The sequence below is a fragment of the Maridesulfovibrio sp. genome (assembly GCF_963678865.1).
GTDB lineage: Bacteria > Desulfobacterota > Desulfovibrionia > Desulfovibrionales > Desulfovibrionaceae > Maridesulfovibrio.
In genome coordinates this window covers 962,961-988,539 of the sequence record NZ_OY787459.1, presented here as the reverse complement: position 1 = coordinate 988,539, position 25,579 = coordinate 962,961, and the positions used below count along the sequence as shown (strand labels likewise).

The 25,579-nt window shown below is 46.0% G+C and carries 30 protein-coding genes; 23 read left to right on the top strand and 7 right to left on the bottom strand.

Annotation, left to right across the window (positions count from 1 at the left end):
- Positions 1-167 precede the first annotated feature (167 nt).
- Positions 168-389, bottom strand: coding sequence for a hypothetical protein (locus tag ACKU41_RS04480; RefSeq protein WP_319780170.1), 222 nt, complete (start codon positions 387-389; stop codon positions 168-170).
- A gap of 567 nt (positions 390-956) precedes the next feature.
- On the bottom strand, positions 957-1,844 hold the full coding sequence (locus ACKU41_RS04475) for a DMT family transporter (RefSeq protein ID WP_321404342.1): 888 nt from the start codon (positions 1,842-1,844) through the stop codon (positions 957-959).
- 123 nt (positions 1,845-1,967) lie between these two features.
- On the opposite strand from ACKU41_RS04475, the gene ACKU41_RS04470 reads away from it, so the two are divergent.
- From ACKU41_RS04470 to ACKU41_RS04440, 7 genes are all read left to right on the top strand, one after another.
- Positions 1,968-3,575, top strand: coding sequence for an MBL fold metallo-hydrolase (locus ACKU41_RS04470; protein WP_321404340.1), 1,608 nt, complete (start codon positions 1,968-1,970; stop codon positions 3,573-3,575).
- 2 nt (positions 3,576-3,577) lie between these two features.
- Positions 3,578-4,138, top strand: coding sequence for a 16S rRNA (guanine(966)-N(2))-methyltransferase RsmD (gene rsmD / locus ACKU41_RS04465; RefSeq protein WP_319780167.1), 561 nt, complete (start codon positions 3,578-3,580; stop codon positions 4,136-4,138).
- On the top strand, positions 4,126-4,626 hold the full coding sequence (gene coaD / locus ACKU41_RS04460) for a pantetheine-phosphate adenylyltransferase (RefSeq protein ID WP_319780166.1): 501 nt from the start codon (positions 4,126-4,128) through the stop codon (positions 4,624-4,626). The genes rsmD and coaD overlap by 13 nt, the downstream gene beginning before the upstream one ends.
- A gap of 2 nt (positions 4,627-4,628) precedes the next feature.
- On the top strand, positions 4,629-5,546 hold the full coding sequence (miaA, locus tag ACKU41_RS04455) for a tRNA (adenosine(37)-N6)-dimethylallyltransferase MiaA (RefSeq protein WP_319780165.1): 918 nt from the start codon (positions 4,629-4,631) through the stop codon (positions 5,544-5,546).
- Between the two features lie 85 nt (positions 5,547-5,631).
- A complete protein-coding gene (locus tag ACKU41_RS04450) occupies positions 5,632-6,675 on the top strand; it encodes a hypothetical protein (protein ID WP_319780163.1) in 1,044 nt (347 codons plus the stop codon).
- A gap of 23 nt (positions 6,676-6,698) precedes the next feature.
- Positions 6,699-7,658, top strand: coding sequence for a hypothetical protein (locus ACKU41_RS04445; RefSeq protein WP_321404339.1), 960 nt, complete (start codon positions 6,699-6,701; stop codon positions 7,656-7,658).
- A 9-nt stretch (positions 7,659-7,667) separates the two neighbouring features.
- Positions 7,668-8,243, top strand: a complete 576-nt coding sequence (locus ACKU41_RS04440; RefSeq protein ID WP_319780160.1) for a CDP-alcohol phosphatidyltransferase family protein — start codon at positions 7,668-7,670, stop codon at positions 8,241-8,243.
- Positions 8,244-8,314: 71 nt separating this feature from the next.
- Here ACKU41_RS04440 and ACKU41_RS04435 read toward each other — a convergent pair whose 3' ends face one another.
- Positions 8,315-8,500 (bottom strand): twin-arginine translocase TatA/TatE family subunit, encoded by a 186-nt coding sequence (locus ACKU41_RS04435; RefSeq protein ID WP_163352498.1) that lies wholly within the window; start codon positions 8,498-8,500, stop codon positions 8,315-8,317.
- Positions 8,501-8,696: 196 nt separating this feature from the next.
- Between ACKU41_RS04435 and ACKU41_RS04430 the strand changes: the two genes are divergently transcribed.
- From ACKU41_RS04430 to infA, 12 genes are all read left to right on the top strand, one after another.
- On the top strand, positions 8,697-9,089 hold the full coding sequence (locus tag ACKU41_RS04430; RefSeq protein ID WP_321404337.1) for a hypothetical protein: 393 nt from the start codon (positions 8,697-8,699) through the stop codon (positions 9,087-9,089).
- Between the two features lie 126 nt (positions 9,090-9,215).
- Positions 9,216-10,013 (top strand): hypothetical protein, encoded by a 798-nt coding sequence (locus ACKU41_RS04425; protein WP_319780157.1) that lies wholly within the window; start codon positions 9,216-9,218, stop codon positions 10,011-10,013.
- 16 nt (positions 10,014-10,029) lie between these two features.
- Positions 10,030-10,740 carry an HAD family hydrolase gene (locus ACKU41_RS04420; protein WP_319780155.1) on the top strand — a complete coding sequence of 237 codons (711 nt, stop codon included), beginning with the start codon at positions 10,030-10,032 and terminating at the stop codon, positions 10,738-10,740.
- 190 nt (positions 10,741-10,930) lie between these two features.
- A complete protein-coding gene (locus ACKU41_RS04415; protein ID WP_319780154.1) occupies positions 10,931-11,221 on the top strand; it encodes a YggT family protein in 291 nt (96 codons plus the stop codon).
- A 15-nt stretch (positions 11,222-11,236) separates the two neighbouring features.
- The gene (locus ACKU41_RS04410) at positions 11,237-11,740 is read left to right on the top strand and encodes a DivIVA domain-containing protein (RefSeq protein WP_319780153.1); all 504 of its coding nucleotides are present in this window, start codon (positions 11,237-11,239) and stop codon (positions 11,738-11,740) included.
- Entirely contained in the window at positions 11,737-12,057 is a 321-nt protein-coding gene (locus ACKU41_RS04405) for a DUF167 domain-containing protein (RefSeq protein WP_319780152.1), read from the top strand. The genes ACKU41_RS04410 and ACKU41_RS04405 overlap by 4 nt, the downstream gene beginning before the upstream one ends.
- Before the next feature lie 33 nt (positions 12,058-12,090).
- Positions 12,091-12,309, top strand: coding sequence for a DUF465 domain-containing protein (locus ACKU41_RS04400; RefSeq protein WP_319780151.1), 219 nt, complete (start codon positions 12,091-12,093; stop codon positions 12,307-12,309).
- 11 nt (positions 12,310-12,320) lie between these two features.
- On the top strand, positions 12,321-14,015 hold the full coding sequence (gene ilvB, locus ACKU41_RS04395; protein WP_321404335.1) for a biosynthetic-type acetolactate synthase large subunit: 1,695 nt from the start codon (positions 12,321-12,323) through the stop codon (positions 14,013-14,015).
- 9 nt (positions 14,016-14,024) lie between these two features.
- Positions 14,025-14,507: an acetolactate synthase small subunit gene (gene ilvN, locus ACKU41_RS04390; protein WP_319780149.1), complete on the top strand. Its 483-nt coding sequence runs from the start codon at positions 14,025-14,027 to the stop codon at positions 14,505-14,507.
- Positions 14,508-14,633: 126 nt separating this feature from the next.
- Positions 14,634-15,623 carry a ketol-acid reductoisomerase gene (ilvC, locus tag ACKU41_RS04385; RefSeq protein WP_319780148.1) on the top strand — a complete coding sequence of 330 codons (990 nt, stop codon included), beginning with the start codon at positions 14,634-14,636 and terminating at the stop codon, positions 15,621-15,623.
- 282 nt (positions 15,624-15,905) lie between these two features.
- Positions 15,906-16,172 carry an RNA-binding protein gene (locus ACKU41_RS04380; protein WP_319780147.1) on the top strand — a complete coding sequence of 89 codons (267 nt, stop codon included), beginning with the start codon at positions 15,906-15,908 and terminating at the stop codon, positions 16,170-16,172.
- A gap of 201 nt (positions 16,173-16,373) precedes the next feature.
- A complete protein-coding gene (gene infA, locus ACKU41_RS04375; protein WP_015852266.1) occupies positions 16,374-16,592 on the top strand; it encodes a translation initiation factor IF-1 in 219 nt (72 codons plus the stop codon).
- A 97-nt stretch (positions 16,593-16,689) separates the two neighbouring features.
- Here infA and tsaA read toward each other — a convergent pair whose 3' ends face one another.
- Complete coding sequence (gene tsaA / locus ACKU41_RS04370; RefSeq protein ID WP_321404332.1) at positions 16,690-17,082, bottom strand: tRNA (N6-threonylcarbamoyladenosine(37)-N6)-methyltransferase TrmO; 393 nt, start codon at positions 17,080-17,082, stop codon at positions 16,690-16,692.
- A 246-nt stretch (positions 17,083-17,328) separates the two neighbouring features.
- Positions 17,329-18,951, bottom strand: a complete 1,623-nt coding sequence (nhaB, locus tag ACKU41_RS04365; protein WP_321404331.1) for a sodium/proton antiporter NhaB — start codon at positions 18,949-18,951, stop codon at positions 17,329-17,331.
- A 758-nt stretch (positions 18,952-19,709) separates the two neighbouring features.
- On the opposite strand from nhaB, the gene ACKU41_RS04360 reads away from it, so the two are divergent.
- Positions 19,710-20,753 (top strand): hypothetical protein, encoded by a 1,044-nt coding sequence (locus tag ACKU41_RS04360; protein ID WP_319780143.1) that lies wholly within the window; start codon positions 19,710-19,712, stop codon positions 20,751-20,753.
- 215 nt (positions 20,754-20,968) lie between these two features.
- On the top strand, positions 20,969-23,185 hold the full coding sequence (locus ACKU41_RS04355) for an EAL domain-containing protein (RefSeq protein ID WP_321404330.1): 2,217 nt from the start codon (positions 20,969-20,971) through the stop codon (positions 23,183-23,185).
- 32 nt (positions 23,186-23,217) lie between these two features.
- Here ACKU41_RS04355 and ACKU41_RS04350 read toward each other — a convergent pair whose 3' ends face one another.
- Positions 23,218-23,514, bottom strand: a complete 297-nt coding sequence (locus tag ACKU41_RS04350; RefSeq protein WP_321404329.1) for a YciI family protein — start codon at positions 23,512-23,514, stop codon at positions 23,218-23,220.
- Between the two features lie 139 nt (positions 23,515-23,653).
- Here ACKU41_RS04350 and ACKU41_RS04345 point away from each other — a divergent pair, with 139 nt between their 5' ends.
- Positions 23,654-23,983, top strand: a complete 330-nt coding sequence (locus tag ACKU41_RS04345; RefSeq protein WP_319780140.1) for an STAS domain-containing protein — start codon at positions 23,654-23,656, stop codon at positions 23,981-23,983.
- 92 nt (positions 23,984-24,075) lie between these two features.
- Positions 24,076-24,567: a YajQ family cyclic di-GMP-binding protein gene (locus tag ACKU41_RS04340; protein WP_319780139.1), complete on the top strand. Its 492-nt coding sequence runs from the start codon at positions 24,076-24,078 to the stop codon at positions 24,565-24,567.
- 60 nt (positions 24,568-24,627) lie between these two features.
- Here ACKU41_RS04340 and ACKU41_RS04335 read toward each other — a convergent pair whose 3' ends face one another.
- A complete protein-coding gene (locus ACKU41_RS04335) occupies positions 24,628-25,095 on the bottom strand; it encodes a hypothetical protein (RefSeq protein ID WP_321404327.1) in 468 nt (155 codons plus the stop codon).
- Between the last annotated feature and the right edge of the window lie 484 nt (positions 25,096-25,579).

Sequence of the window (25,579 nt, the reverse complement as noted above, 5' to 3'; positions counted from 1 at the left end):
AATGCTGCGCGGTATGAGGTGGGTAGCTTGAATGAAGAAACATGGGCGCAAAAATACAGGTTTATCGAATTGTTTGTCCTGAATTTTTGCGCCGTCCTTTAGTTCTGTTGCCGTTTTTCGAATTGATTCTTTTTAAATATACGGCCTTGGCGTGACGGGTAATCTGGTTACTGGGGGATCTGCCCGGTCGTGTCTTTTGATGAGATTTCTTTATCATTGCAGAGTTTGACCCGGTTGTAAAAAAGGTCTTCCGGACCGGCCTTGCTGAACAATTCCTGCAAAAGAACATTTAAAAACATGCTTTTGCTGATTCCCAGATTATGGCAGGCATCCTCAATTTTTTCATTAATTTCCTTGTTAAGGTACACATCTGAAAGGCGTGTATGCATAGTTTACTCCTTTATTAAATCATGTTGCTTGAAGCCACATTGAGTTCTAATTCAATGTTTCTTCGTATACTTCTACCAACTACATAATACGGGAAAAAAGTTATGTACAGTAGGTTGCGCGGATTTAACAGTTTTGACGTCAATTCTTAAACTTAAATATTTGTGCAGGACTGAACGGATGTGCAGTTTTGTGAACTTGTGCATTGCACATATGTGCAAAAAAGATGTGCAAAAAGATGAGTAAATGGCGATAAAGAAATATGATTTTTGGTAAGCTGTTGTAAATATGTGAAAAAAATTTTGGCACACTAGATGCTAAGTAGCAAAACAAGACGGGCGAAAAAGATGTTCCCCTGCATCTGCTTCAAGAATAGCCCGAATAAATATATAGTCTTCATTCTTCATCATCACTCCTTAAAATACAAAAAGGATCGGGACGCCTCCAGCCCGGTCCTTTTGTATTTTTGTCTTCGATGACAACTTGGTCGCGCTCACAAATAAAAACTCGAAGCAATGCCCAATACTGCGGAATGACAGCGGGGCCTTTAGCCATTTTCTGGCCTTAGCTTAATTCTTTTTACCAAGCTGTTGAATCACATTTCCTCCCACGATAAAAATCAGTCCCACAAGCGTAGAGGGAAGTATTGCCTCCCCTAGAATGAAATGGATCAGGATAAGCGAAATAAATGGGGAAAGGAAAATCAGATTGCTGACTCTGGAAGCCTTTTCTGTAAGTTTCAGGGCGTTCAGCCAGAGTGCGAAGGTTATGCCCATTTCGAATAGTCCCACATAGGCGGCGGAGAGGATTGCCGGAACTTCCAGAGGCGGCGGACCGGAAAAGAGCAGCATTGCCCCGGTCACAAAAGGCAGTCCGAAGCAGAAATTGAGAAATAGCCCGATCAGTGGATCGCATTTGCTTTTTGCATTTATGATCCAGTACAGGGACCATAATATCGTGCTGAACAAGGCCAGAAAGACCCCGAATCCATTGCTGAATTCAATATCGAGCAAGTTGCCGTGGGTCGAAATAACCACAACACCCATATAACTGGTCAGTATTGCCAGCAGTTCGCGTACGGTCATCTTCTGGCCTAGCAAAGGGATGGATAATAGTGACAGTGTGATGGCCCATGTGTAGTTCAGCGGCTGGGCCTCCTGCGCCGGGAGCAAGGCGTAGGCTTTGAAAAGAATTATATAATAAAGGAACGGGTTGAGCAGGCCGGGCAGTCCGTTTTTGAGCAGCTCTTTTCCGCCCATTTGTTTTATCAGCTCGATTTTACCCTGTATTTTCAGAATGGCAAAAAGTGAGACGGTGGAGAATATTACCGCGTAGAAGAGCAGTTGCAGCGGGTCCATATAGCCCAGCGCTATCTTGAATGCCGAAGCCACTGTGGACCAGATAAGTACGGCTGAGAGGCCGTATAAGTATGCTTTTTTCTGATTGTGCTGCTGCAATTTCTAAGTGCTCCGCTGTTGCCTGAATTTCATTATTGGTGCATGTAACAGTGCATTCGAATTATCAAATAAAGAGAGACAATGATAGTCTGAAATATTTCACGGACTTTAATTGGAGGGTGAATGAAGATAACTTTCATGGGTGCAGCTAAGACCGTTACCGGTTCCTGCTATATTATTGAAACTGAAAATTCAAGATTCGCCGTGGATTGCGGCCTTCATCAAGGTAATGCCGAGATTGAAAAACGTAACCGGGGCATAGCTGAATATGATCCCAAAAATCTCGATTTCATCCTGATTACCCATGCCCACATAGACCATACAGGTCTGCTTCCCGCTGCGGTGCGTGCCGGTTTTAAGGGGCCTATCTATATGACTACCCCCACCCGCGATCTGCTGGATATCATGTTGCTGGACAGTGCATACATTCAGGAAATGGAAACCGAGTGGGCCAACCGCAAAAGGTTGCGTAAGGGGATGTCTCCCATTTCTCCTATCTATCAGCAGGATGATGCCATTAAGACTGTACCGCTCATGCGCACCGTGCAGTATGGGTCCAGTTTTGACCCTGCGGAAGGGGTGACCGTTAATTTCAAGGATGCCGGGCATATTCTCGGTTCTGCTTTCATTGAATTATGGATCAAGGAAGCCGGGGAAACCACAAAGATAGTCTTTTCCGGTGATCTGGGACATAAGGACCAGCTTATAGTGCGTAACCCCAGTATCATTGATAAGGCCGATTACCTGCTTATGGAGTCCACTTACGGGGACCGCAATCACAAGGATTCTTCCAACAGTCTCGATGAACTGGCCGAGGCAATTAAATGGAGTTACGAAAGGGGCGGCAAGGTTGTTATCCCGGCCTTTGCGGTGGAGCGCTCGCAGCAGCTTATTTACACCCTGCATATGCTCTATAAAGCTGGTAAGCTCCCGGCAGATATGCCTGTTTATCTGGACAGCCCTCTTGCTATCAAGGCCACGGAGGTCTTCAAAAGCCATCCAGAATTCTTTGACCTTGATACCAAGGAAATGATGCATAACGGCAATGATCCTCTTTCCTTGCCAAACCTGAAATTTACCCTCTCCACTGAGGAATCACAGGCTATCAACGAGACTTCCGGCCCGGCTATTGTTATTTCTGCAAGCGGCATGGCTAACGCAGGGCGAATCAAACACCATTTGCGTCATAATATCTGGCGAAAAGATTCCAGTGTGGTATTTGTAGGTTATCAGGGAGTGGGTACTCCGGGTCGCAGGCTGGTCAATGGTGCGGACAACATCACCATTTTCGGCGAAAAACTGGCTGTGGAGGCGAAAATCTTCACAATCAACGGTTTTTCAGGCCATGCCGGGCAGGATGAGATGATTGACTGGCTGAAGCACTTTGACAGCCCGTCCATGAAAATCATATTGACCCACGGCGAGCCTAAAGGCCAAAAGGTGCTGGCCGGTCGCATCAAGCAGGAATTCGGTTATAAGGTGCATATCGCCGATTACCGGGAAGAACTTATGCTTGTTCCCGGCGGGGAAATGCAGCCCGTAATCAAAGGAAAGCCTGCAAAACCTGAAATAGACTGGGATTTTCTGCTCAAGGATTCTGAGAAGCTTTTTACTGAATTCAGGGGCAGACTGGACAAGGTTCAGGCTCAATCTTTCCTGAGTCAGACTGAACTGCGAGACAGATTGCTTGATATCAACCGTCAGGTAATAGAACTTATTTCGGAATTATAAATATGAGACTTATAAGCGGTAAATACGGGGGCCGGGTGATCAAGACTGCCAGCGGTCCCGGATACCGTCCGGCTACATCCAAGGTGCGGCAGGCTATTTTTTCCATGCTCGAATCAAGAGGCGTGGACTGGGACGGGCTGCGCGTGGCGGATATGTTTGCCGGAAGCGGAAGCCTTGCCATCGAAGCTCTCAGCCGAGGAGCTGAGTTTGCCTTTTTTGTTGAGAAAAACGGGCGTGCCGCTGCCTTGATCAATACCAATCTTAAGGAACTGGGGGTTTCTCAGAAAGAGTACAAGGTCTTTAAGGCCGATTTGTTCAAAGTGCTCGGAAAGGCCCCGGATAAACCGTACGATCTTATTTTTATAGACCCTCCCTACGGATATGATCTGCTGCCCAAGGCTCTTGACGCAGCTCTGGAAAACGGTTGGCTTTCCGAGGATGGGTTTGTGTTGGCGGAAGTGGAGGATAAAGTGGAACCTCCGGAATCTGAATACGTGGAGTGTCTCGATTTGCTGGTCAACAAACTCTACGGTCAAACGAGGATTTTATTATGGCAGAAGTAAAGCCAGTAACTGCAGTTTTTCCCGGTACCTTTGATCCTTTTACCCGTGGCCATTTTTCTTTGGTTATGCGCGGGATCAAAACATTTCACAAAGTTATAGTCGCTGTGGCGGGCAGTACTTCGAAGAAGACAAAGTTCTCCCTTGAAGAAAGGGTGGACATGGCTAAGCGTATTTTTGAGCATCATCCGCAGGTGGAGGTCGATTCTTTTGATGGATTACTGGTCCATTACGTGGAGAAAAGCCCGGCCAATGTGATTATGCGTGGTTTGCGCGCTGTTTCCGATTTTGAATACGAATTTCAGATGGCACTCATGAACCGTCGTCTTGATAATGATATTCAGACTATCTTTTTGATGACTGACTACAAATGGATGTATCTGAGTTCAACGATCATCAAAGATGTGGCTGTGAACGGCGGGGATATCAAGGGACTTGTACCGCGTCAGATTTATGATGAAGTAATCGAAAGGCTTGTTCCCGGTAAATAATAATGGAAAAGCGCAGACCCGTTGTATGCATCCTAGGCCCTACCGGGGCCGGAAAGACCGCCACATCGCTGGGCATGGCCCGGAAATTTCCCGTACGGGTGATTAATTTTGATTCACGGCAGGTTTATGCAGATTTCCCGGTTATCACAGCCCAACCCAGTTTGGAGGAGAGGGGAGTCTGTCCGCATGAGCTTTATGGGTTTTTGCCTACCACCGAGGTCATTAATGCCGCCGGTTTTGTCGAATTGGCCAAAGAGCGTATTGATGCTGCTGCGGAGAATGAACTCCCGGTGCTGGTCGGCGGCACCGGTATGTATCTGCAAAGCCTGACTTCAGGACTGGCACCTATCCCGGATATTCCGGCCGAAATACGGGAGAGCATCCGCAAGCGTGCGGAAGTGGAGGGTGGTCCGGCTCTTTACGCTGAGCTGGAGAAGATTGATCCTGAATACTGCAAACGGACCCACCCCAACAACCGTCAGCGTAACGCACGAGCTCTCGAAGTTTACGAGGCCACGGGCAAGCCCTTTACATGGTGGCATAACCGTGAAGTCCCCCCTTCACCTTATAATTTTCTGAAGATAGGCATCAAGGTCGATCTTGACGAACTGACCCCGCTGCTCAAGTTGCGTATTGAAAAAATGCTTGAGGCCGGGGCGGTTGAGGAAGCTCGTAAGGCTTGGGAAAAATGTCCGGATGAAAACGCGCCCGGCTGGACCGGAATCGGTTGTATGGAGTTGATGCGGTTTATCAAAGGTGAAATTGACATCAATGAAACCGTTAACCTTTGGGCGAAAAATACCCGTGCTTATGCCAAACGGCAGATCACATGGTTTAAACGGGAGCAGGATATCCAATGGTTCGCACCCCATGAGTCTGACAGAGCTGTTAATTTTGTAGAGCGGTGGCTTGCGGATTGAGGCCTGGAAGGGTATTGGGTTTTATATGGGTAGGCGGTTATTGAATAAATTTTTCCTGAGTTGAAATTTTAATGGTGGAATACCAATGAGAATATATACTTTTCTGGCTTTAATCTTTCTGCTGGTTGCTTCTTCTGCATTTGCCCAGGAGGGAGCCATAGATAAAAGCAACGGTTTTGGCGGCCTGATTGAAAAAACAGACAGGACCGTCATTAACTGGGCTGACGGTTTTATTTCAGCTTCGTCAGCGATCAAACTGATGCCGGGCAGCATTGACCCCGTGCGCAGCAAGGCCCTCGCCGTGCGGCAGGGCGGGGTGGAATCACGTAAAGGGCTGCTGGATGTGGTCCTCGGTTTATCCGTGGATGGTAAACACAAGGTATCCAGCCTTCTGAAAAATGATATTAAATCCTTGAATTCTCTGCGCGGATACGTGCAGAACTCTTTACTCAGCACGAAATTGGATACCGGAACCGTAATAGTTACTTCAGCATTGAATCTGCGCAACGGCCTTTCTTCGATTATTATTCCGCCTACTATTTCTTTCCAGACCGGTATCCCGCCGACCATTTCCGGTGAGCGCGGTGAAACCGGGGTTGAAATTCAGGCCCTTGAAGGAGCTGATAACGGCTACATAGACAGTAATGTATACAGCGGGGTGGTTATTGATGCCAGAGGGTTTCCTTACACCCCTGTTTTGCTGCCGCTTATCTACGACGGTAAAGGGGTAGGTGTGTACGGAACTTTTGCGGTCAGCAGGGAGTCTGTTCTCAAACATGGTCTTGTGGCTTATATGGTTGATGGAAAGTCCGAAAATCTGCGCGCCAGAGCCGGAAATTTTCCTTTGAAAGTCAAGGCCGTGAATACACACGGAAATTCACGCAGCAGCATTATTCTCTCTCTTGAGGATGCAGCAAAAGTCAGGGCCGTGCTTAAACGCAGGGCGGTGGTTGAGAATTGTGCTGTAGTTGTTCTTGTTGATGGGAATAATGTTTCAGCAAAGAATGATGATTCTGTTGAAGACACATACTCAGGCCGGAAACAGGGTTCCAATGTTGATAATATTGAGAGCGGGATACAGGAAGATTCTCTTGATGAAACCAACCCAACCCCGAACCAGCAGCAATAATGAATACAGACCGGAGTTATAAATTGAAGTTTTTCCATCAGATAAGATTTTTTGTTTTTACAGCTTTTGTTGCCGTGCTGCTTTGTGCCGCTGTGCCGGCCCATGCGGTTAAGGTTCAGATTTTCAAGCCTGTGGATCCTGAAGTGGAAGTGCCGCAAAGGACTCTGCGACAGGAAGCTGTGACCGAGGCTTTTGCCCAGGCCCTGTTTGCAGAGGCTTCGCGTATGATTCCCGGAACACTCTCAGCAGCAAGGACAGAAGCAGTAAAAAAGTCTTTCGGAAAATATTATGAAGAGTACATCAGCGGTTATAAAGATATGGATGTCAAGATGGCTGAAGACGGCGTGTCTGTTTCCATTGATGTTAATGTAAACCGCAAGAGCCTGCGTGCTGCATTGAAAAAAATGGGTCTTTTTTCCAGCGGGGAAGTGGCTGCGCAGATTGAAGTCTCCAACGGGAAGTTCCCCTTGAATGAAGAACTTCTGATTGAACAGAACAGGGAGATTGACCGTCTGGTCACTCTTTACGGCTTGAGCAAATCCACAGTTGCAGACAGTAACGGTACTGCTGCGGTCTTTTCCGTGCGCCATGCTTCCGAAAAACGTTGGGCCGGAGAACTGCAGTCTTCCCGTGGAAAGTGGTACGGTTCAGGCGACAGTATTGATTCGGTTTGGCGTGAACTCTGGGGTAAATATTTCGGCTCTGAGAATATTGATGCCCTCATGAATCCCAAGGCAGTGCTGGTGGTCAGCGGCTGGTTCAATCCCGAGGGAGTACGTGATTTCGGGCGCAAGCTGAAAACATGGGACTCAGCCGTACAGGAAGTTCAGTTGCTGGATGTGGAAATGAAGCCCACTGCTGTCTCGGCCAGTTGGTCTCTTGAAATTTCTGACCAGTGGGTGCTTCGTGGTTATTTGAATGATTACCTGCCTCCCCGCGGGCTGACTTTCAGTCTGGAGGGACTTGAGGAGGCGAAAGAATAAGGAAGGACCATGGCGCGCCGGAATATCTGGACCATTCCCAACCTGATCACCATATTCAGGATATTGCTCACGCCGGGGGTTGTTATTGCCTACCTCGAGAGTCATTTCCTTGTGGCGTGGATGCTTTTCATGGTGGCCGGTATTTCGGATGGTCTGGATGGTTTTCTGGCTCGGGTCATGAATCAGCGAACCGAATTCGGGGCTATGATTGATCCTCTTGCGGATAAAATATTGCTGGTCAGTTCTTTTCTTTGTCTTTCGGCCCAGAATTATATTCCCGTCTGGTTGACAGTTGTTGTCGTCTCCCGTGATCTGATAATTATTGGCGGTCTTTTCCTGCTTAAATTTTATGGCGTGAATGTGGAGAAGAAGATCGATCCACTATGGACCAGCAAGATAACCACAGCCCTTCAACTTCTGGTGGTCTTTTCCGTTCTCAGCGGCTTGGCTTTCGGGCTTGATGTCAGCTTCATGTTTCCGGAAATTGAGATCGTTACTGTTGTTTTTACGTTTATTTCAGGTGCTGTGTATCTTCGGCGGGGTTTGGTTATGTTTGCTGAAGAAGTAGATAGTGCGCCAAAATAAAACCCCGGCTCGCATGGCAAACCGGGGCTCTGCAGGCAGTACCTGCAAAAAATCAAGCTGACAGCAGAAGTTTACGCTTCTTTGTCTTTATCTTTAGACGGAGTTACGTCAATTTCTTCAGACTCGCTGCTTGCTTTTTTAAAATTCTGAATTGCACGGCCCAGTCCGCTGCCCACCTCGGGAAGCTTTTTAGCTCCGAAAATCAGGATGATAATACCCAAAATTAAAAGAATTTCTGTGATTCCTAAACCGAACATTTTAATCCTCCAATGCTAGACGGTAAGGAACTTTTACACGGGCCTTGTCTTTTGGTCAAGAATGTCTTCTTGTCCCGGAACGGCACGGAAAATTTATATTTTTAATCTTTACAAAGGTGCGAACCGTACATAATTCATCACTTGTATACTTAACAATCCAGAACGCTGGGTGTGTTTTTTTCCGAAGGAGTTTTTTTTGGCCAAGGTTACCAAGATGCCGGGCCGCATGTGCCGGTTCTATGTGAATGGAAGGTGTCTCTATGAGGAGATGCTCAATCCCGGATACAACCGGGAATGGCGTTGTCGGGTCCTGAAGGATCTGGAAGGGGAGTATGACAAGCTCCTGCTACAGGCTGATAACTTTCATCTGGATGAACAGGCATTCCGCGATCTTTGGGAACAAAGGATTGAAGAACACTTGAAATCCACCGTGGTGTGTCGCAAGATGGTCCCGTGCGATGAAGAAGATGATCCCTTTTGCGGAGCACTGCACGATGAAATCTGTCTTTTCGAACAGCCGAAATGTGAAGGTGTTTGCAATTTCTTCAAGCCACGCAAGGATGAGATTTTTATAAAAAAGACAGATTAAGATTAATGGCGGCGAAGTATTATTAAAAAAGTTTTGGATTTTTAAACTCTTTTTAAAGGGTTAAGCCGCCGGGGGCGAATCTTTTAATCAAAAACGCGTAGCGCATCATAATAAGGAGTCCAAGCCGTGTTGATATATTTTCCGCAAATGCATGAAGAACTGATCGGGGAAAAGGTCGAAGGTGCATTGATTTTTGATCCGGGTATTGATCGGGAGGGCACCGGTGAGGTCGCAGTATTTCGGCCTGAAGATCTGCCCGTGGTGCCTCAGACCTGCCGCCGCATGGTTGATGACTTTATCAGTTACGGGGAAAGTCTTGGTAATATGTTTAAATTTATAGCCAACCCCCAGCCCTTTGACCGGGACCAGTTTGGCGAAAGGACTTCAGCCATCCACACAGAACTGACCGCACGTATTTCCCCTGATATTGTTGATAAAAGCGATGAAGAAGCTCGAATTCAGAATCAGATCGTGCTGGCTCTTTGTTATGCCTATGAAGAAAAGCACCTCGAGCTTGGCACTTTGGAACAGAATCTGACTGATAAATGGGCTGGTTTTGGCGAAAGTCTCGGTCTGGATGTAGACGATGAAGATGATCGCAAAGCAATGGTCCTCGGTGGTTTGATGGCTAACCTGCCCGGAATGGGCGGTGGAGATGTGCAACTGCCGTGGAAGAAGGTGCTGGAAGGATTCGCTTTGCTGCTGCCGGAAAATTCTGTGCTGGTGACATCTGATGTTGAGGCTGTAGCCTTCTGGCGGGACCGCGATTTTGAATTTTATGAGAAGGAAGGACTGCTGGCGGAGAAGGCCCTTGTTCTGCGTGAAAAAGTGTGGAAATTGCTGGGCCTGTCTTCCATGCCGGAAGATAAACCGTGGTTTGATCGTGAGTTCACCGTGGTCCTTAATAATAATGACGAGAAATAAAGAGGAATATTGAAGTATGGAATCCGTATATATCAGCCCGGTAACCCCTCCTGAAGTACTGAAGAGAATCAAGGGTGTTATCTTTGACTGCGACGGGGTACTGATAAATTCATTCGAGGCCAACAAATGGTATTACAATAAATTCAAGGAAAAATTCGGCCTTGATTTTATGAGCGCAGAGGAAGAAAAGCAGGTTCATGCGCTGACTCACGCTGAAGCCTTGAAGTATATTCTTCCTGAAGAGTTTCATGAGGAGGCTTTTGTTTTCAGCTCAGATCCTTCACTCAAGGAAGGTATCAATTATATTGAGGTGGAAGAAGGCCTTTCCCGCCTGCTGGAGTGGCTTAGAACCAACAATATCCGTATGGGCATTAACACAAACCGCACCGACACCCTGCCTACAGTTCTGCAGATGTTCGACATTGAAAGTTTTTTCTCACCCATGGTAACCTCGGAAACCTTGCCCAATAGCAAACCGCACCCCGAAGGGGTTCACTATATTCTGCAGAAGTGGAATATGAGCCCGGAAGATGTAGTCTACATCGGCGATACATGGGTGGATGAACGTTGCGCCGAGCGGGCCGGAGTTGAATTCTGGGCTTATCGCAGCCCACTTCTTAAGGCCAGATTACATGTGGACAGTTATTGGACACTCTGTAACCTGATGGAAAAGGCCCGCAATGATGTATGGACAAATTGCGGTTGCGGTCAGCAGAAGTTTAGTTAAGCAGTATGAAGAAGTATGGAGCGAAGGCGTTTTTTGGGTTTTCAGGCCCTTTTGTCGTGGCCACTGTACTTATATTTAATAGAATTTAGGTAAATTTGGAAAAACAGTTGATTCTTGAATCCTGCTGTGCCAATTTATAGTCAAGATCGGAAGCGGCTGCTTCTGATCCAGCCCGTTAGGAGTATGTTAAATGGATTACGTGATTCTTGCCGTGGCGAAGGTCCTTTCGCTTGTTCTTAATCTTTATATGTGGGTGGTTATCATTTCCGCCCTGATTACTTGGGTCAACCCTGATCCCTACAATCCTGTTGTCAGGTTTTTGCGTAGTGTGACCGAGCCTGTTTTCGCCAAAGTGCGTCAGTATCTTCCCTTTGTAAATATTGGTGGATTTGATCTTTCACCCATTGTTGTGCTTCTGGTTATTCAGATGCTCGACATAGCGCTGGTGGGCAACCTCACCAGACTCGCTTATGGTATGTAAGTGCCGGAGGTGGGCATGAGTCTTTCAAAAATAGACTTACTCAATAAAAAGTTTTCTAAATCCCTGTTCGGGTATTCCAAGAGCGAAGTTGACCAGCTGATGGTCGAACTCGCGGATGTCCTTGGCGCTTCTGCCGATGAAAAAAAGCAGCTACAGAAGAAGGTTTCCCGCAGAGAGAGTACTATCTCCGAGTTTCGTCAGCGTGAGGAAACTCTGCGTGATACCTTGATGACCACCCAGAGAATGGTGGACGACCTGAAAGCTACCGCAAGGAAAGAAGCTGAGCTCATTATCAATGAAGCTCATTCAAGGGCTGAAGTGATTCTGCAGCAGGCTCATAACAGGCTGGCGCAGATTCACGAGGACATAAATGAGCTGAAACGGCAGCGAACTCGTTTTGAGGTCGAGTTGAAAGCTCTCCTTGAGTCGCATCTTAAGACTTTGGAGATAGGGGATCCCGAGGTAGAGAAGGTTGAAGCCATCGAATCCAAATTAAAATTCTTCAAGAAGGCCAAGTGACCGAAGCTATTGCTGAACTGCCATCCTATGTCAGGCCTTGCGGACATGGTTCGTGGAGGGTCTCTGTATGGGTCCAGCCCGGTGCCAAAAATGAGGGCATTACCGGGGAGTATCAGGATAGTGTGCGCGTGCGGATAAACGCTCCCGCAGTCGATAACAAGGCCAATAAGGCCCTTGCCGCATTTGTCGCGACCCGTCTGGGTCTTAAAAAACGTAATATTTCCATTGCATCAGGGCATTCCAACCGTAAAAAGGTTTTACTGGTTGAGTCCGATGTCGAACCGCGCTGGGAAGGGATAATCCCTGAAGGCGCCTGAGTTGCAAACCAATTGCAAAAAGGAGTTTCACAAATGGAACAGAGAGAGATTGAACTGATCGAGCAGCTAGTGGGCCAGGATAGCGAAATTAATGCTCTATGGAGCCAGCACAACGAATTTAAGAAACTCATCGATAAAATGGAAGCCAAGTCCTACCTGAGTGAAACTGAAACTCAGGAGGTCAAAGAATTAAAAAAGAAAAAACTCGCTGGAAAGACAAAGCTGCAAGCTTTGCTCGACAAGCATAAATAAGGGAGGGTGCCATGGAGCTCACCGGAGCTCAGATATTTCTTGAATGTCTGAAAAGGGAGGGTGTGGACGTCGTATTCGGATTCCCAGGAGGAGCCGTAATTGATATTTACGACGAATTACCCAATTATCCGTTTAAGCACATACTTGTAAGGCATGAACAGGGTGCAATCCATGCTGCGGACGGCTATGCACGCGCCACCGGCGATGTTGGGGTCTGCCTCGTGACATCAGGTCCCGGAGCGACCAACACTGTTACCGGCATAGCAACGGCATATATGGATTCGATCCCGGTGGTTATTTTCACCGGGCAGGTTCCCACTCCACTGATCGGAAACGATGCGTTTCAGGAAGTGGATATTGTCGGGATCACCCGTCCCTGCACCAAGCATAATTATCTTGTAAAGGATATCAAAGATCTAGCCTATACTGTCCGACAGGCCTTTTATCTGGCCCGTACAGGACGCCCCGGGCCGGTTCTTGTGGATCTGCCTAAAGATATTATGCAGCAGAAATTTAAGTTCGAATGGCCTGAAGATGTAACTCTTAGAAGCTATAACCCGAATCTGAAACCGCATGCGCGGCAGATTAAAAAAGTCGCAAAATTGATCGAAGGTGCAGAAAGACCCTTGATTTATGCAGGCGGAGGGGTTATCAGCTCTGGAGCTGAGGATGAATTGACATGGCTCGCCAAGAGCCTGAACATTCCGGTGACCGCTACCCTTATGGGGCTGGGTGCCTTTCCCGGAGATGATCCCCTTTGGTTGGGGATGCTGGGCATGCACGGTACCTACGCCGCGAACATGGCAATAAATAACGCGGACCTCGTCCTGGCGATCGGGGCGAGGTTCGATGACCGTGTGACCGGTAAGGTTAGCACTTTTGCCCCCAAAGCCACTCTTGTTCACATCGATATTGACCCCACCTCAATTCAGAAGAACGTAGCCGTACACGTGCCTCTGGTCGCTGACTGTAAAAGCGCGCTGTCTGCATTAAAGAGTGAAATGGAACCGGATCTTGATTCCGTGGATTGGGAAGTTGCCCACGCCGTTTGGGTCAGGCAGGTTCAGGAATGGTCAGAAACTCATCCCCTGCGTTATAAAAAAAGCGATACCGAGTTCATCAAACCCCAGTTGGTCGTGGAGAAAGTCTACGAGATCAGCAAAGGGGAAGCCATTATCGCTACCGAAGTGGGCCAGAACCAGATGTGGGCCGCCCAGTTCTACAAGTTTAAACGCTCTAAATCATTTCTTTCATCAGGTGGTCTCGGGACCATGGGCTTCGGGTTTCCCGCAGCTATCGGCGCTCAGATGGCCTTCCCGGACAAACTTGTAGTGAATATTGCCGGTGACGGTTCTATTCAGATGAATATTCAGGAAATGATGACTGCCGTCTGCAACAACCTTCCCGTAAAAATTGTTATCTTGAATAACGGATATCTCGGAATGGTCCGCCAGTGGCAGGAGCTTTTTTACAATCGCAACTATTGTGAAACCTGCATGGATGCCCAGCCTGATTTCGTGAAACTTGCCGAAGCTTACGGAGCCGCCGGGTACAGGGTTACTGAAGAAAAAGACCTCGAACCGATACTCAAGGAAGCTTTTTCCAATGGAAAGCCGACTATCATCGATGTCCGTGTGGATCCGGAAGAGAACGTGTACCCCATGGTTCCCGCCGGTGCTTCATTAACCGACATGCTGCTCGTTTAGGAGGAAGTAATGAGACATACTTTATCCGTGACAGTTGAAAACGAGCCCGGGGTTCTTTCCAGAGTTGCAGGACTGTTCAGCGGGCGAGGATTCAACATTGAATCCCTCAACGTAGCTCCCACCCTTGAGGAGGGAGTTTCCCAGATGACTATCACAACCTTCGGCGATGAGCACATTGTGGAGCAGATAGTTAAACAGCTTCGTAAGCTGGTTACTGTCATCAAGGTTGTTGATATGATGGAACACAAGGCTGTTGAGCGTGAGATGGTCATTCTCAAGGTCAATGCCGAAGATGCCAAGCGGGCTGAAATTCTGCGTATTGTGGATATCTTCCGCTGTAAGGTTGTCGATGTCAGTGTGGATGAATTATCCATTGAAGTGACAGGTGACCGTGGTAAAATCGAGGCACTGATCAATATGCTTAGCAGATTCGGTATCAAGGAAGTAGCCCGCACAGGCACCGTCGCCATGAAGCGTGCCCTGCAAGTTTAGTTTAAAATTTCATAAACATTTCGGCACAAGAGTGTCCTCCGCACGGCTTTTATCAAGGCGAGCCGCCGGGGAACTATTCACAAGTTTCGTGTCCGAATTAAAGCGAATAATATCTAGGAGAAAGCAATGAAAGTTTATTATGAAAATGATGCTGATCTTAATCTGCTTAAAGATAAGACAGTTGCCATTATCGGTTACGGTAGTCAGGGTCATGCCCACGCACAGAACCTCCGTGATTCCGGTGTTAAAGTTGTTGTTGGTCAGCGTCCCGGCAGTGCAAACTACGAGCTTGCCAAAGAGCACGGTTTTGAACCCGTAAGTGCTGCTGAAGCTGCCGCACAGGCCGATCTCATTATGATCCTCCTGCCCGACCAGGTTCAGGCAGAAATCTACAAAGCTGACATCGCGCCCAACCTGAAGCCCGGTAATATCCTTGCTTTCGGACACGGTTTCAACATTCATTTCGAACAGATTACTCCTCCTGCAGACGTTGATGTAATCATGGCTGCTCCCAAAGGCCCCGGCCATCTCGTACGCCGTACCTACACCGAAGGCGGAGCTGTTCCTGCAATCATCGCTGTAGATCAGGATGCTTCCGGCAAGGCTTTTGATATCGCTCTTGCTTACGCAAAAGGCATCGGTGCAACCCGTTCCGGCGTTCTGCAGACTACTTTCCGTGAAGAAACCGAAACCGACCTTTTCGGTGAACAGGCTGTTCTTTGCGGCGGTCTTTCCGAACTGATCAAAGCTGGCTTCGAAACTCTCGTAGAAGCAGGTTACCAGCCCGAAATTGCTTATTTTGAGTGTCTGCACGAATGCAAGCTGATCATCGACCTCATTTATGAAGGTGGTCTGGCTAAGATGCGTAATTCCATTTCCGATACCGCTGAGTACGGTGATCTCACCCGCGGTCCCCGCGTAATCAATGCAGAAAGCCGCAAAGAAATGAAGAAGATCCTCAAGGAAATCCAGCAGGGTGAATTCGCTAGGGAATTCATTGCTGAGAACATGACCGGTAAGGCTCACTTCAGCGCTATGCGCCGCATCGGTAAAGAACACCAGATCGAGCAGGTCGGTGGTGAACTCCGCAAAATGATGAGCTGGCTCAAAAAATAACTGACCACTCTTTATTAAAATATTATGGCCCGCGTAAAAAAAAGTTGTATTTAAATAACCTTTTTTGCGCGGGCCTATTGCTCTTTTATCCTTGCTGGGGTATGGGGCTACATAGGCTACCGGATTTCAGCCGAATATCATAGATTGTCTTTATAGGTATTTTGTTGAATGGCTGGTTATCTCAGCGGGTTTCTGAGTACAGCAAGTGTCGTAAAGAATTTTTAAGTTCGAACGGCGGTCTGGTTTTGTTTTAAGTTCTAACGTTTTATGGAGTTTTTTGAGATGTCGAAGAACATTTACGTGGGCAATCTTCCCTGGAACTCTTCCGAGGAAGATGTAAGGGCAGCTTTTGAAGAATTTGGTGAAGTTATTTCTGTTAAACTCATCAATGACCGTGAAACCGGCCGCCCCCGTGGATTCGGTTTTGTTGAAATGGAAGATGAAGGCGCTATTCAGGCTATTGAAAATCTTGATGGTACTGACTTTGGCGGCCGTAATCTGAAAGTAAACGAAGCCCGTCCCCGTGAACCACGTCCCAGACGCTGGTAATTTGTTGCGATTTGGTATAAAGCCCCTTTGGGCTGGCGAGAATGTGTTATTCTCGCTGAAACCATTTTGTACCTAAAGACAGTCTTGATCTTCCCAAGACCGGGAAAATCAAAAATTAAGCCCGCTGTCGCAGTTGCGAATGCGGGCTTTTTTTATGTAACTAATTTTTTATGTAACTAATCAAGAATAAGAGGAAAAGTTTTGGCTAAAGAAGAAGGCATTGCAGTAAACGGTATTGTAGAAGAAGCTCTCCCCAACGCTATGTTTCGTGTAGAGCTTGAAAACGGTCATGAGGTTCTGGCTCACATCTCCGGCAAGATGCGTAAATTCCGCATCAGGGTTATGCCCGGTGACAAGGTAACGGTTGAGCTCTCTCCTTACGATCTCACTCGCGGCAGAATTACTTACCGTCCCCGGTAGTAGCTACCCGAGATTTCACGATACCTGTATTGATGGAATACCCCATGCGGGGTCGGTCCTAAAGTTACCGACCCCGTGGGATGGCATTTCAATCTTATTAGCGCTGGTTTATTTTTATGTCCACAAGCGGTGTTCCGTCTATGGCTTCCATAGGGCGGACTTTTATTTTGCATCCGTTTATTTCTGTGATGGTAACTGGATGCAGGCCTATGGGATTGGGCCTGTCCGGCGAGCGGGTGGAGAATACACCCCGTTTAGGGCGAGATTCTTTTCCACGTGGGTGAACCTTTTGGCAGTTGCGGTCTGCTTCGTGCAGCCATGTGAAGAGCAGGATTTCATTTCCCACATTCAATCCGTCCATTGATTCACGATATTCTTCATTGATCTCCACCACCGCTTCCACCCCACCTTCATTTCCCTGCTTGGGGGCATCTTTGCGTGTCTTTATCGTGGAGCTTATGTTTCCTATAATTTTGAGAGTTGTATTCATTTTGCCTCCGGCAACTAAAGACCTTTCAATCTGTTGCCTAACTTGTAGGTGATTCTTGTTTTCATATTGAGGCTAAATTTTTTGTTTCTGTATGTCTAGAGCAGGGCAAAAGAAAGCGGGTAAACTGATAATCAGTTTACCCGCTTTCTAAGTTATATTTTAGTGAAGCCCGTTGAAAGTTTGAGAAGTTTCCCAATAATTTTGCCAGAAGTTCTTTTGGGTTCCCAAGGGGCTATCTGAAGTTTTCTATAGAAACCAGTCAACTGCCAGAAGGCCGGTGATGGACATGGTCAGGGTGTAGGGAAGTGCCAGCAAGACCATTCTGCCGTATGAAAGCCTGATGACCGGGGCAAGAGCACTTGTCAGCAGAAAGAGGAAAGCTGCCTGTCCGTTGGGTGTTGCCACAGATGGAATGTTGGTACCTGTGTTGATGGCAACAGCAAGTTTGTCAAATTGGTGCATGGCTGCGTGGACTTGAGTTGCAGCGGCTTGGGGCAGTGCGGCGATAACGTCGGCACGTACAGCGTGTGGGTCTGTCAGTTTGTCCATGAGGGCTTGTCCGCTCATACCGATTCCGGGGATGGCATCAAGTAAATGTACGAAATGCATTTTGGTTTCCGAAATGTAGACAGTTGCAACGAATACGTTGTCAGAGATGGCAGATAGTAATCCGTTTGCGATGTAGTAAGCCATAAGCTGGGCTTGTCCCTGCAAGCTGAGTACGTATGAAATAATCGGCTTGAACAGTTCCTGAGAGTGGATGACGGCAACCACGGAGAAGAATACAACCAGCAATGCGGTAAAAGGCAGGGCTTCTTCAAATGCGGGGCCGATACGGCTTTCTTCGATAACCCCGGTGAAAGCAGTCAGCAATACGATGATGGAAAGACCGACAATACCGACTGCAGCGAGGTGGAAGGCCAATGCAAGGATAAGCCAGACACCTATGATGGCCTGGATGATCAGTCTTAAACGACCGGCTTGCCCCTGTTTTTCTTCCTGACGCATGGCTTCTTCAAAAAGGAATGAGCGAATGTTGCCGGGCAGGGTAAAGCCGTATCCGCAGATTTTGAACTGCTCAACGAGCATGCAGGTCAGCAGGCCGATAGCAAAAACAGGCATGGTTACCGGGGCTACATTGACTGCAAAGGGAATAAAATGCCAGCCCATTTCGCTGCCGATAAGCAGGTTCTGAGGTTCGCCAACGAGGGTGCATACACCACCGAGAGCAGTACCCACAGCGCCGTGCATCATCAGGTTGCGAAGAAATCCTCGGAATTCTTTAAGCTCTTCGCGGTTTTTTTCTTTAAGGTGCAGGTCTGAATCAAGGCTGTGAGAGCCTGTATCCGCGCCACTGGAAACATACTTATGATATACGCTGTAAAAACCCAGCGCTACGGCGATAATGACCGCGGTAACAGTCAGCGCATCAAGAAATGCTGAAAGGAATGCTCCTGCAAAGCAGAAGAGCAGTGAGATAAGCATTTTAGAACGCACATTAACCAGAATGCGGGTAAAGGTGAACTGCAGGAAGTCTTTCATGAAGTGGATACCTGCGACCATGAAAATCAGCAGAAGGATTACTTCAAAGTTGTGGTGGGCTTCATGATAGATGGTTTCCGGGTTGGTCAGTCCGATAAGTACAGCTTCCATTGCCAGCAGTCCGCCTGCCGGAAGGGGGTAGCATTTCAATGCCATGGTCAGGGTAAAGATAAATTCGGCAATAAGAACCCAGCCTGCAACGAAAGGTCCTATGGTTGCCATAATTACAGGGTTAATGATCAGGAAGGCCAGAATGGCCAGTTTATACCACATCGGGGCATGGCCCAGAAAGGTATTCACAAAAGTTTTTGCTAATGATTGGGGCATAGCGTCTCTCCATTCGCTTAGATCTGTAAAATAATGAATACTGAAGTGATTGCCCGGCATATCACGTGTTCGTGGTATATTTTGTCTGGCTAGCTGGAAATGCTAAAGCATAAGTCCGGGGGCAGGACACAACGCACGGACCGAATTTTCTGGCGGTGGTCAGGAGGCTGTGTCGCGGGTTTCAGTATATAGTGGTTGAAAAATCCACTATCCTTCGGTGGGTTATATATTCGCCTGTCAGTCATAAGTCCAGTCGTGAAGTACTAAATTATAGTATTATATTATTTTTGGTTTATAATCGGGAAAATATTCACATTTGATTAGAATAATGAAATATATTGCAGCGAGTCCATCTATACTTTGATGGTGTGCTTGAACTTTATACATGACATCCGCTTTTATAAGATGTTATGTTCTTATACAATTTCATTTAACTGCGAGCACGCGTAGCTTTTTTTTAAACGTTTTACGCTAATATGTTCGCATGGGTTTTATTTTTTTTAAAAATTTAAAAAAGGAAGTTTTTTGACTGGAGTTATTGTAGTAGTTGTGAAAACGATTATTATAATAACGGGATTTAACGCATTGTGATTTTTGAGCTAATATATTTGACGGCGAAGAACGTACAGTGATGAATGTCGATCTTGCTGATCGATCGAAGGTGAATACAGGTGAGAAGTTTTTTTATTTTATTGATATTGGTGTTCTGTTTTGTCTCTTCGGCTTTAGCGTCCTCTTTGGAGGACGTCTGGGGTGAAGTGCATCCATTACTGTCAGATGCTGTGTCCGAGCTTGATTTACGCGGAAGGGTACCGGATTCATCATGGAATCCGTTAAAAGCGGATAAAGAGAGTATCGACGGCAAGATAAATGATTTGTTGGATGAGTGTATTGAGGTTTTGGGAATTTCCGGTATGTCTGAAACGAAGGATATTATCCGCAGGTTGCAGGAAGATTCACGGGAGTGCCGGGAAAGAGTTGCAGAGCTTAAGACAGAACGGCTTGCGGCTCCCAAGAAAGTAGAGAAATGGGAGGTATGGAAAAAGGATGCCGCTTCCATTGATGATAAAATTAAAGATCTTGAAATACGGGAAGAGGTAAACGGAAAGAGGGTCGAAAAGTTGATTGACCGGCTTTTGGAGGAAATGCACGCTATCGGGATGGAGGTGGACCGCGAACAGGTGGAGACACTTGTTTACAGTGTTACCGGAGATGATGATGTGCGCCTTCTTTCGGTATTTAATAATGTGAAATTGATAACTACTGAATTGCAGCGTTTGACAGCTGAGGCCAATGAGAACATTGAGATGGCTAAGCGTTATTACGGAATGCATACATTGCTGCTGCGTATTCTGCTTAATTTGTATGATAATTATGAGCACAGGATTGAGGATGTTTATCTGGTCAAGATTGCAGATATTATCAGCAAGCAGGAAGAACTGATTCAGAGGACTGTGGAAAAGATTAACAATGAACCAGCCAAGTATCGGGGTATATATAAAACCAACCTGGCGGCTCAGGGGCTCACAGTGCGTACAGCCAAAATGTATAGCGAATATTTAAACAGAAATCGGGATCGCATTGCGGATGCTAAATCAGGTGTGAGCCATGAGTATGAGGTGGCGCTGAATACCTATGAAACCGTGCAGGGGGCGCACAGCTTGATTTCTTTGATGCGCGATGCCAATGCCATGCTTGACCGTATTGCTGAATTGCAGACTCCGGATTTAATTGTGTTTCAGAGCTCAGAAATGAAGACTGAATTTCGCAAGTTGACCAACAGGATAAATTCTTTAGATTAATTTTTTGTGTATCTTTTGTTATGAGCCTGTACTTTTTAACAAGTGCAGGCTCTTTTTTTTTATATACATTATGTCGTATGAAAATAGATAATATTGCAATTAAGGCATAAATTACTCTGTTTCAGGGCTTTAAAAAAAATCTTTTTTTTATTATGTCTTTAATGCGTCACGAGATATGAGTTTTAAAAGGGTGTTTTCTGAAGTAGAAGGGCTTTATGATTGAAAATTCTGACAAAGAGCAGATTCCGGGAATAATTTTCGTTTTTAAGGTTTTTGAATTGGTCTACCTTGCCTTGGGTAGAATCTCTTCAACGACTTTTTTTCGGGTCTTGAAGCGCAGTCAGTTACAGGTATTTCCTTTGATTGTTGTCGGAGCGGTGTTTCTTTGCATTTTAAATTTTCCCCTACAAAGTGTTACCGGAGGCTTATCTGAGTCTCTCAGAAAGTTGTTGGAGGACATTGTAAACGGAACATACGGTGTTGCCGTTTTGGTCCTTCTGTGTAGTATGAGTTATAATTTCGGGGTGATGCACAATAAGAAAGGATCAGGTGAATACGCCAGTCCGAATTTATTTGTGATAATTGCCCTGTCATGCTTTTTTATTCTGCATGGCGATATTAATTTTTCAAGTTTCAGCGAAATTGCTTCCTTGGGCAAAGGAATTGCGCAGGCTTTTTTTGTGGCCTCAGTTTCCAGTTACCTGTTGCATAAATTTATTGATTTTCAAATGCGCATACCGGTTTCCGGGGCAGGATATGACCTTTTTTCAAGGGAGATTTTATCCCTTATTCCGGCATGTGTGGCGGTGATTTTGATTTTTGGTCTGCTAAAAAAACTGATGTTGTTGTCAGGGTTCACCAATCTGCAACAACTTAAGCAGCATTTGGTGTTTGCCACGGTTAATTTTTCTGATTCCGAGTTTTTAAGCGGGCTGGTATATACTTTAACTTCACAAAGTCTATGGTTTTTCGGAGTACATGGTCCAAATTGTTTGTCTTTTTTTGATAGCACTCTTTTCGCGGATAATATTGCTGCCAATATTGCTGCCGTTAAAGCCGGAGGGGTTCCTCCACATATCCTGACTAAAGGTTTTATTGATTGTTTTGCCCTGGCTGGTGGTTCCGGGCTTACTTTGAGTCTGATTATTGCAATCCTGCTTAAGGGGAGCGATTCAGGGATCAGAAGAATTTCCATGCTCGCTTTGATTGTTTGTGTCTTTAATGTGAATGAACCCCTTCTTTTCGGCATTCCGCTGATCCTGAATCCTGTTTACGTTATTCCTTTTATTCTTACCCCGGTACTGACCTATTGCATTGCCTATACGGCTACTCTTGCAGGTCTTGTTCCGGTTATTTCGAGTGTTGTGCATTGGACAACTCCGGCATTATTCAACAGTTACATGTCAACAGGTTCGTGGTCCGGAGTTTTGCTGCAGATTTTTGTTATTTCTGTAGGTGTTGGAATTTACATGCCTTTTGTGGTTATTTTCGACCGGGTAGCCAAAAAACAGTATGAGCAGGGTCTGAGTGAGGTTCGTGCCGCAGCCCTTGGCTCCGGGAGGATAAATGGCTACAAATGTCTTGGGCTGTCAGGTTTTGAAGGCTTTGTAGCCCGGTCGCTAGCACATGATCTCGCATATGCTATCAGGCGTGAAGAGCAGCTTTACATGGTATATCAGCCGCAGGTGGACGTTGACGCCGGTAAGATTATAGGTGCTGAAGCTCTTTTGCGCTGGAATCACCCTTCATACGGTCACATCCCCCCAGAGGTGGTTGTCGCACTTGCTGAAGACATGAATTATATTGATAGCCTGAGTTATTTTGTCCTCAGAGAGTCATGCGCACAGCTTAGTGTCTGGCATGACAGATTCGGTAAAGATTTTTTTGTTTCAGTTAATTTTACACCGTCTCTTTTTGCCGATGAAAAACTTGACGAAAAAGTTATGGCCTGCCTGCATGCGACGCAGGTCCCTGCAGATTGCCTTGAAATTGAGATTACTGAGTCTGTTGCCATGTCGTCCAATGAATGGGAGCTTAAAAATTTAAACAGGCTTCGTAAGCGGGGAGTCCGCATCTCCATTGACGATTTTGGTATGGGGCACACTTCGCTGCGTTATCTGCGTGAACTGCCTATTGATAAAGTAAAAATAGACCGTTCTCTGACATTCGGTTTTCTGGATGATGTTAACATGCATATTTTGTCCAGCATTCTTGATCTTTGCCAGAACATTAATATGAAAGTTGTTGTTGAAGGCGTTGAGGATCCGACTCAGTTGGCGCAGTTGCGGGAGATGGGGGGGACGTGTTTTCAGGGGTACTATTTCAGTAAACCCCTTTCCGGTGAAGAATGTATGTATTTCATGGGAGATTGGGGGCGCAAGGACAGCAAGAAGATACATGCATTTAAGGCCATGGAATTGGGTTGGACCTGAGTTTTTGGACCCAGGTCCACTGCGCTAACGGTTTAAGATGTGGCATCCTTTAATATTTCATATCCCTCAGCCATCATAGTGGGGGTGAACTGAATAATTTCGTATTCAGCGGCTCCTTCTCGTTTGAAGGGGTCTTCATTGATTATTTTTTCAAGTTTTTCGAAGGTAATATTTTTCACAAAAATGATTCCTCCTGACCGTGGAATTTTGCGGCCAGAAGCGATGAAAATACCTTCGCTATAATGTTTTTCCAGAAATTTTATGTGCTCTTCCAACAAGGAATCAATGCTTTCTAATGATTTGATATAGTTTATATTCAGTATGTACATAGTTATTGCTCTTCATCTTTCTGAATGTTAATGATTGTCTTTGTAATTGACGTGCATACATAATTTATTTCAATATCCTGTTTGTTCTGAAATTACAATGGGGGAGCGGGGTAACTCATTAGCTGCTCAGGAGCGGAATATGATTTTGTCTCAGAAAAGGGTCGGGGACTTTGTCATTCTGCGAATTGGAGAAAATCGGGTTGACTCAACTAATTTTGGTGCATTGCAGGAACGTGTGTCTTCGCTGGTCGGTGAAGGCGACAGCAAATTTGTGCTTGATCTTTCAGCGGTGATATTCATGGATTCCTGCGGTCTTGCGGGGTTGATCCCCGCAGCATATGATGTCCCTGTAAACGGACGTTTTCTACTTGCCGGCCTGACCCCGCGCGTAGAACAGGTTTTCAGGCTTACCAAACTTGACACCATATTTGATATTTATCCATCTATTGCTGATGCCCTGATGTCCTGAATCATGATTATACGCAGGACTTGACTATGTTTTGCTGATTGTTAAATAACAGGGCGATTTCAAACTGCCAATAATTTCATGGAGGATATACTATGCCGTCTTTTGATATTGTCAGCCAGATCGACACTCAGGAAGTCGATAACGCTGTTAATAATGTTCTCAAAGAGATTGAAACCCGCTACGATTTCCGCGGAGTCAATACTGAGCTTTCCTTGAATAAGAAGACCAACACAATAAGTCTTGTGACCGGTGATGAGATGAAAATCAAGGCCGTGAAGGACATGATGATCACCCATTTCACCAGACGCAAGGTTGATCCCAGATTCCTTGATTTCGGTAAGGTCGAGCCTACTTCAAGTGCTCAGCTCAAGCAGGAAGTAAAGCTTAAGGAAGGTATTGATAAGGATACTGCTAAGAAAATTGTCAAATTGATCAAAGCTTCCAAGATGAAAGTGCAAGCAGCCATTCAGGATGATCAGGTTCGTGTTACCGGTAAAAAACTGGACGATCTGCAGGAGGTCATCTCGCTGGTTAAGGATTCCGATCTTGATATGCCTTTCCAGTTCGTAAATATGAAGAAATAATTCAATTGTTTATAAGCACTTTATGAAAACCGCCTTGAAATATTTTTCAGGGCGGTTTTCTTATTTGTTTTTACAATGCTCCTCGTAACTGACCACTGTCTCCATGATTTCCCGGCAGGTGTGTTCTCCTTGCCTGCGGACCAGCTCCGGGGCTGCATTACTGGCTATCAGCCTGTCCAGCTCCACTTTTTCAGGATAGTCATCAAGGCATTCTTCTTCCACTGTAAGCTTGTCCGGTATTACCTTACCCTGTTCCTGAACGCGATAACCGATAGAATCACATAGATGGTTTAAAGCCGCGATCACCAGTTCCTTTTCCCCTTCTTCGTCAAGTTTCGTGAAAAGCAGCTGGAGTCTGTCCAACGGATTACGTTGGTGGTCTTCATGTTGTGGCGAGGAGCAATAGCGGTTGATCTGCGTCTGGCCCCTTGAAAAGATTTTCTGCAGGCAGGTTGCCCCCAGTACTTCGCGGGAACACTGCATCATTTCCCATGTTTGGGAGGCATTATTTGTCTTTTTTGGTCTCATGCATAAAGCCTTTGTTTTAATCGTGGTTATGGTGAGCTGGGGTTGACCTCCATGCGATTTTGAAATGCGTGGGTTGAACTGATTTATTTTTCCCCTCGCTTTTCATTCCCAGGAGTTTCAATATAAAAACCGTGGATAAATAATGTTTGAATATGTTATACATAAAACAGTGCCTTTTTCAATATGAAGGCAAATAGACCAATCTGGTCAGCTTAGAGGCATATGTGAAGAAAGGTAAGTATAACATTCAGGAATGTCATTATTTTTTTTAAACTGGCTTGACTCATGGTTATGGTTGTTTTATTGCAGTGCTGTTATTTTTGAAATTAATGTGTTTGTTTGGGAAAAGTTAGCGGAATAACTTAATTTATGTTGCATATGTTGTGTAATATAATATAGCTGTTTGTATGTATTAAGTTTGCTAAAATACGCTCGATTTCTGCCTGCTCAATAGGCGGGATTGAGGGTAGAGTCATTAAAATCA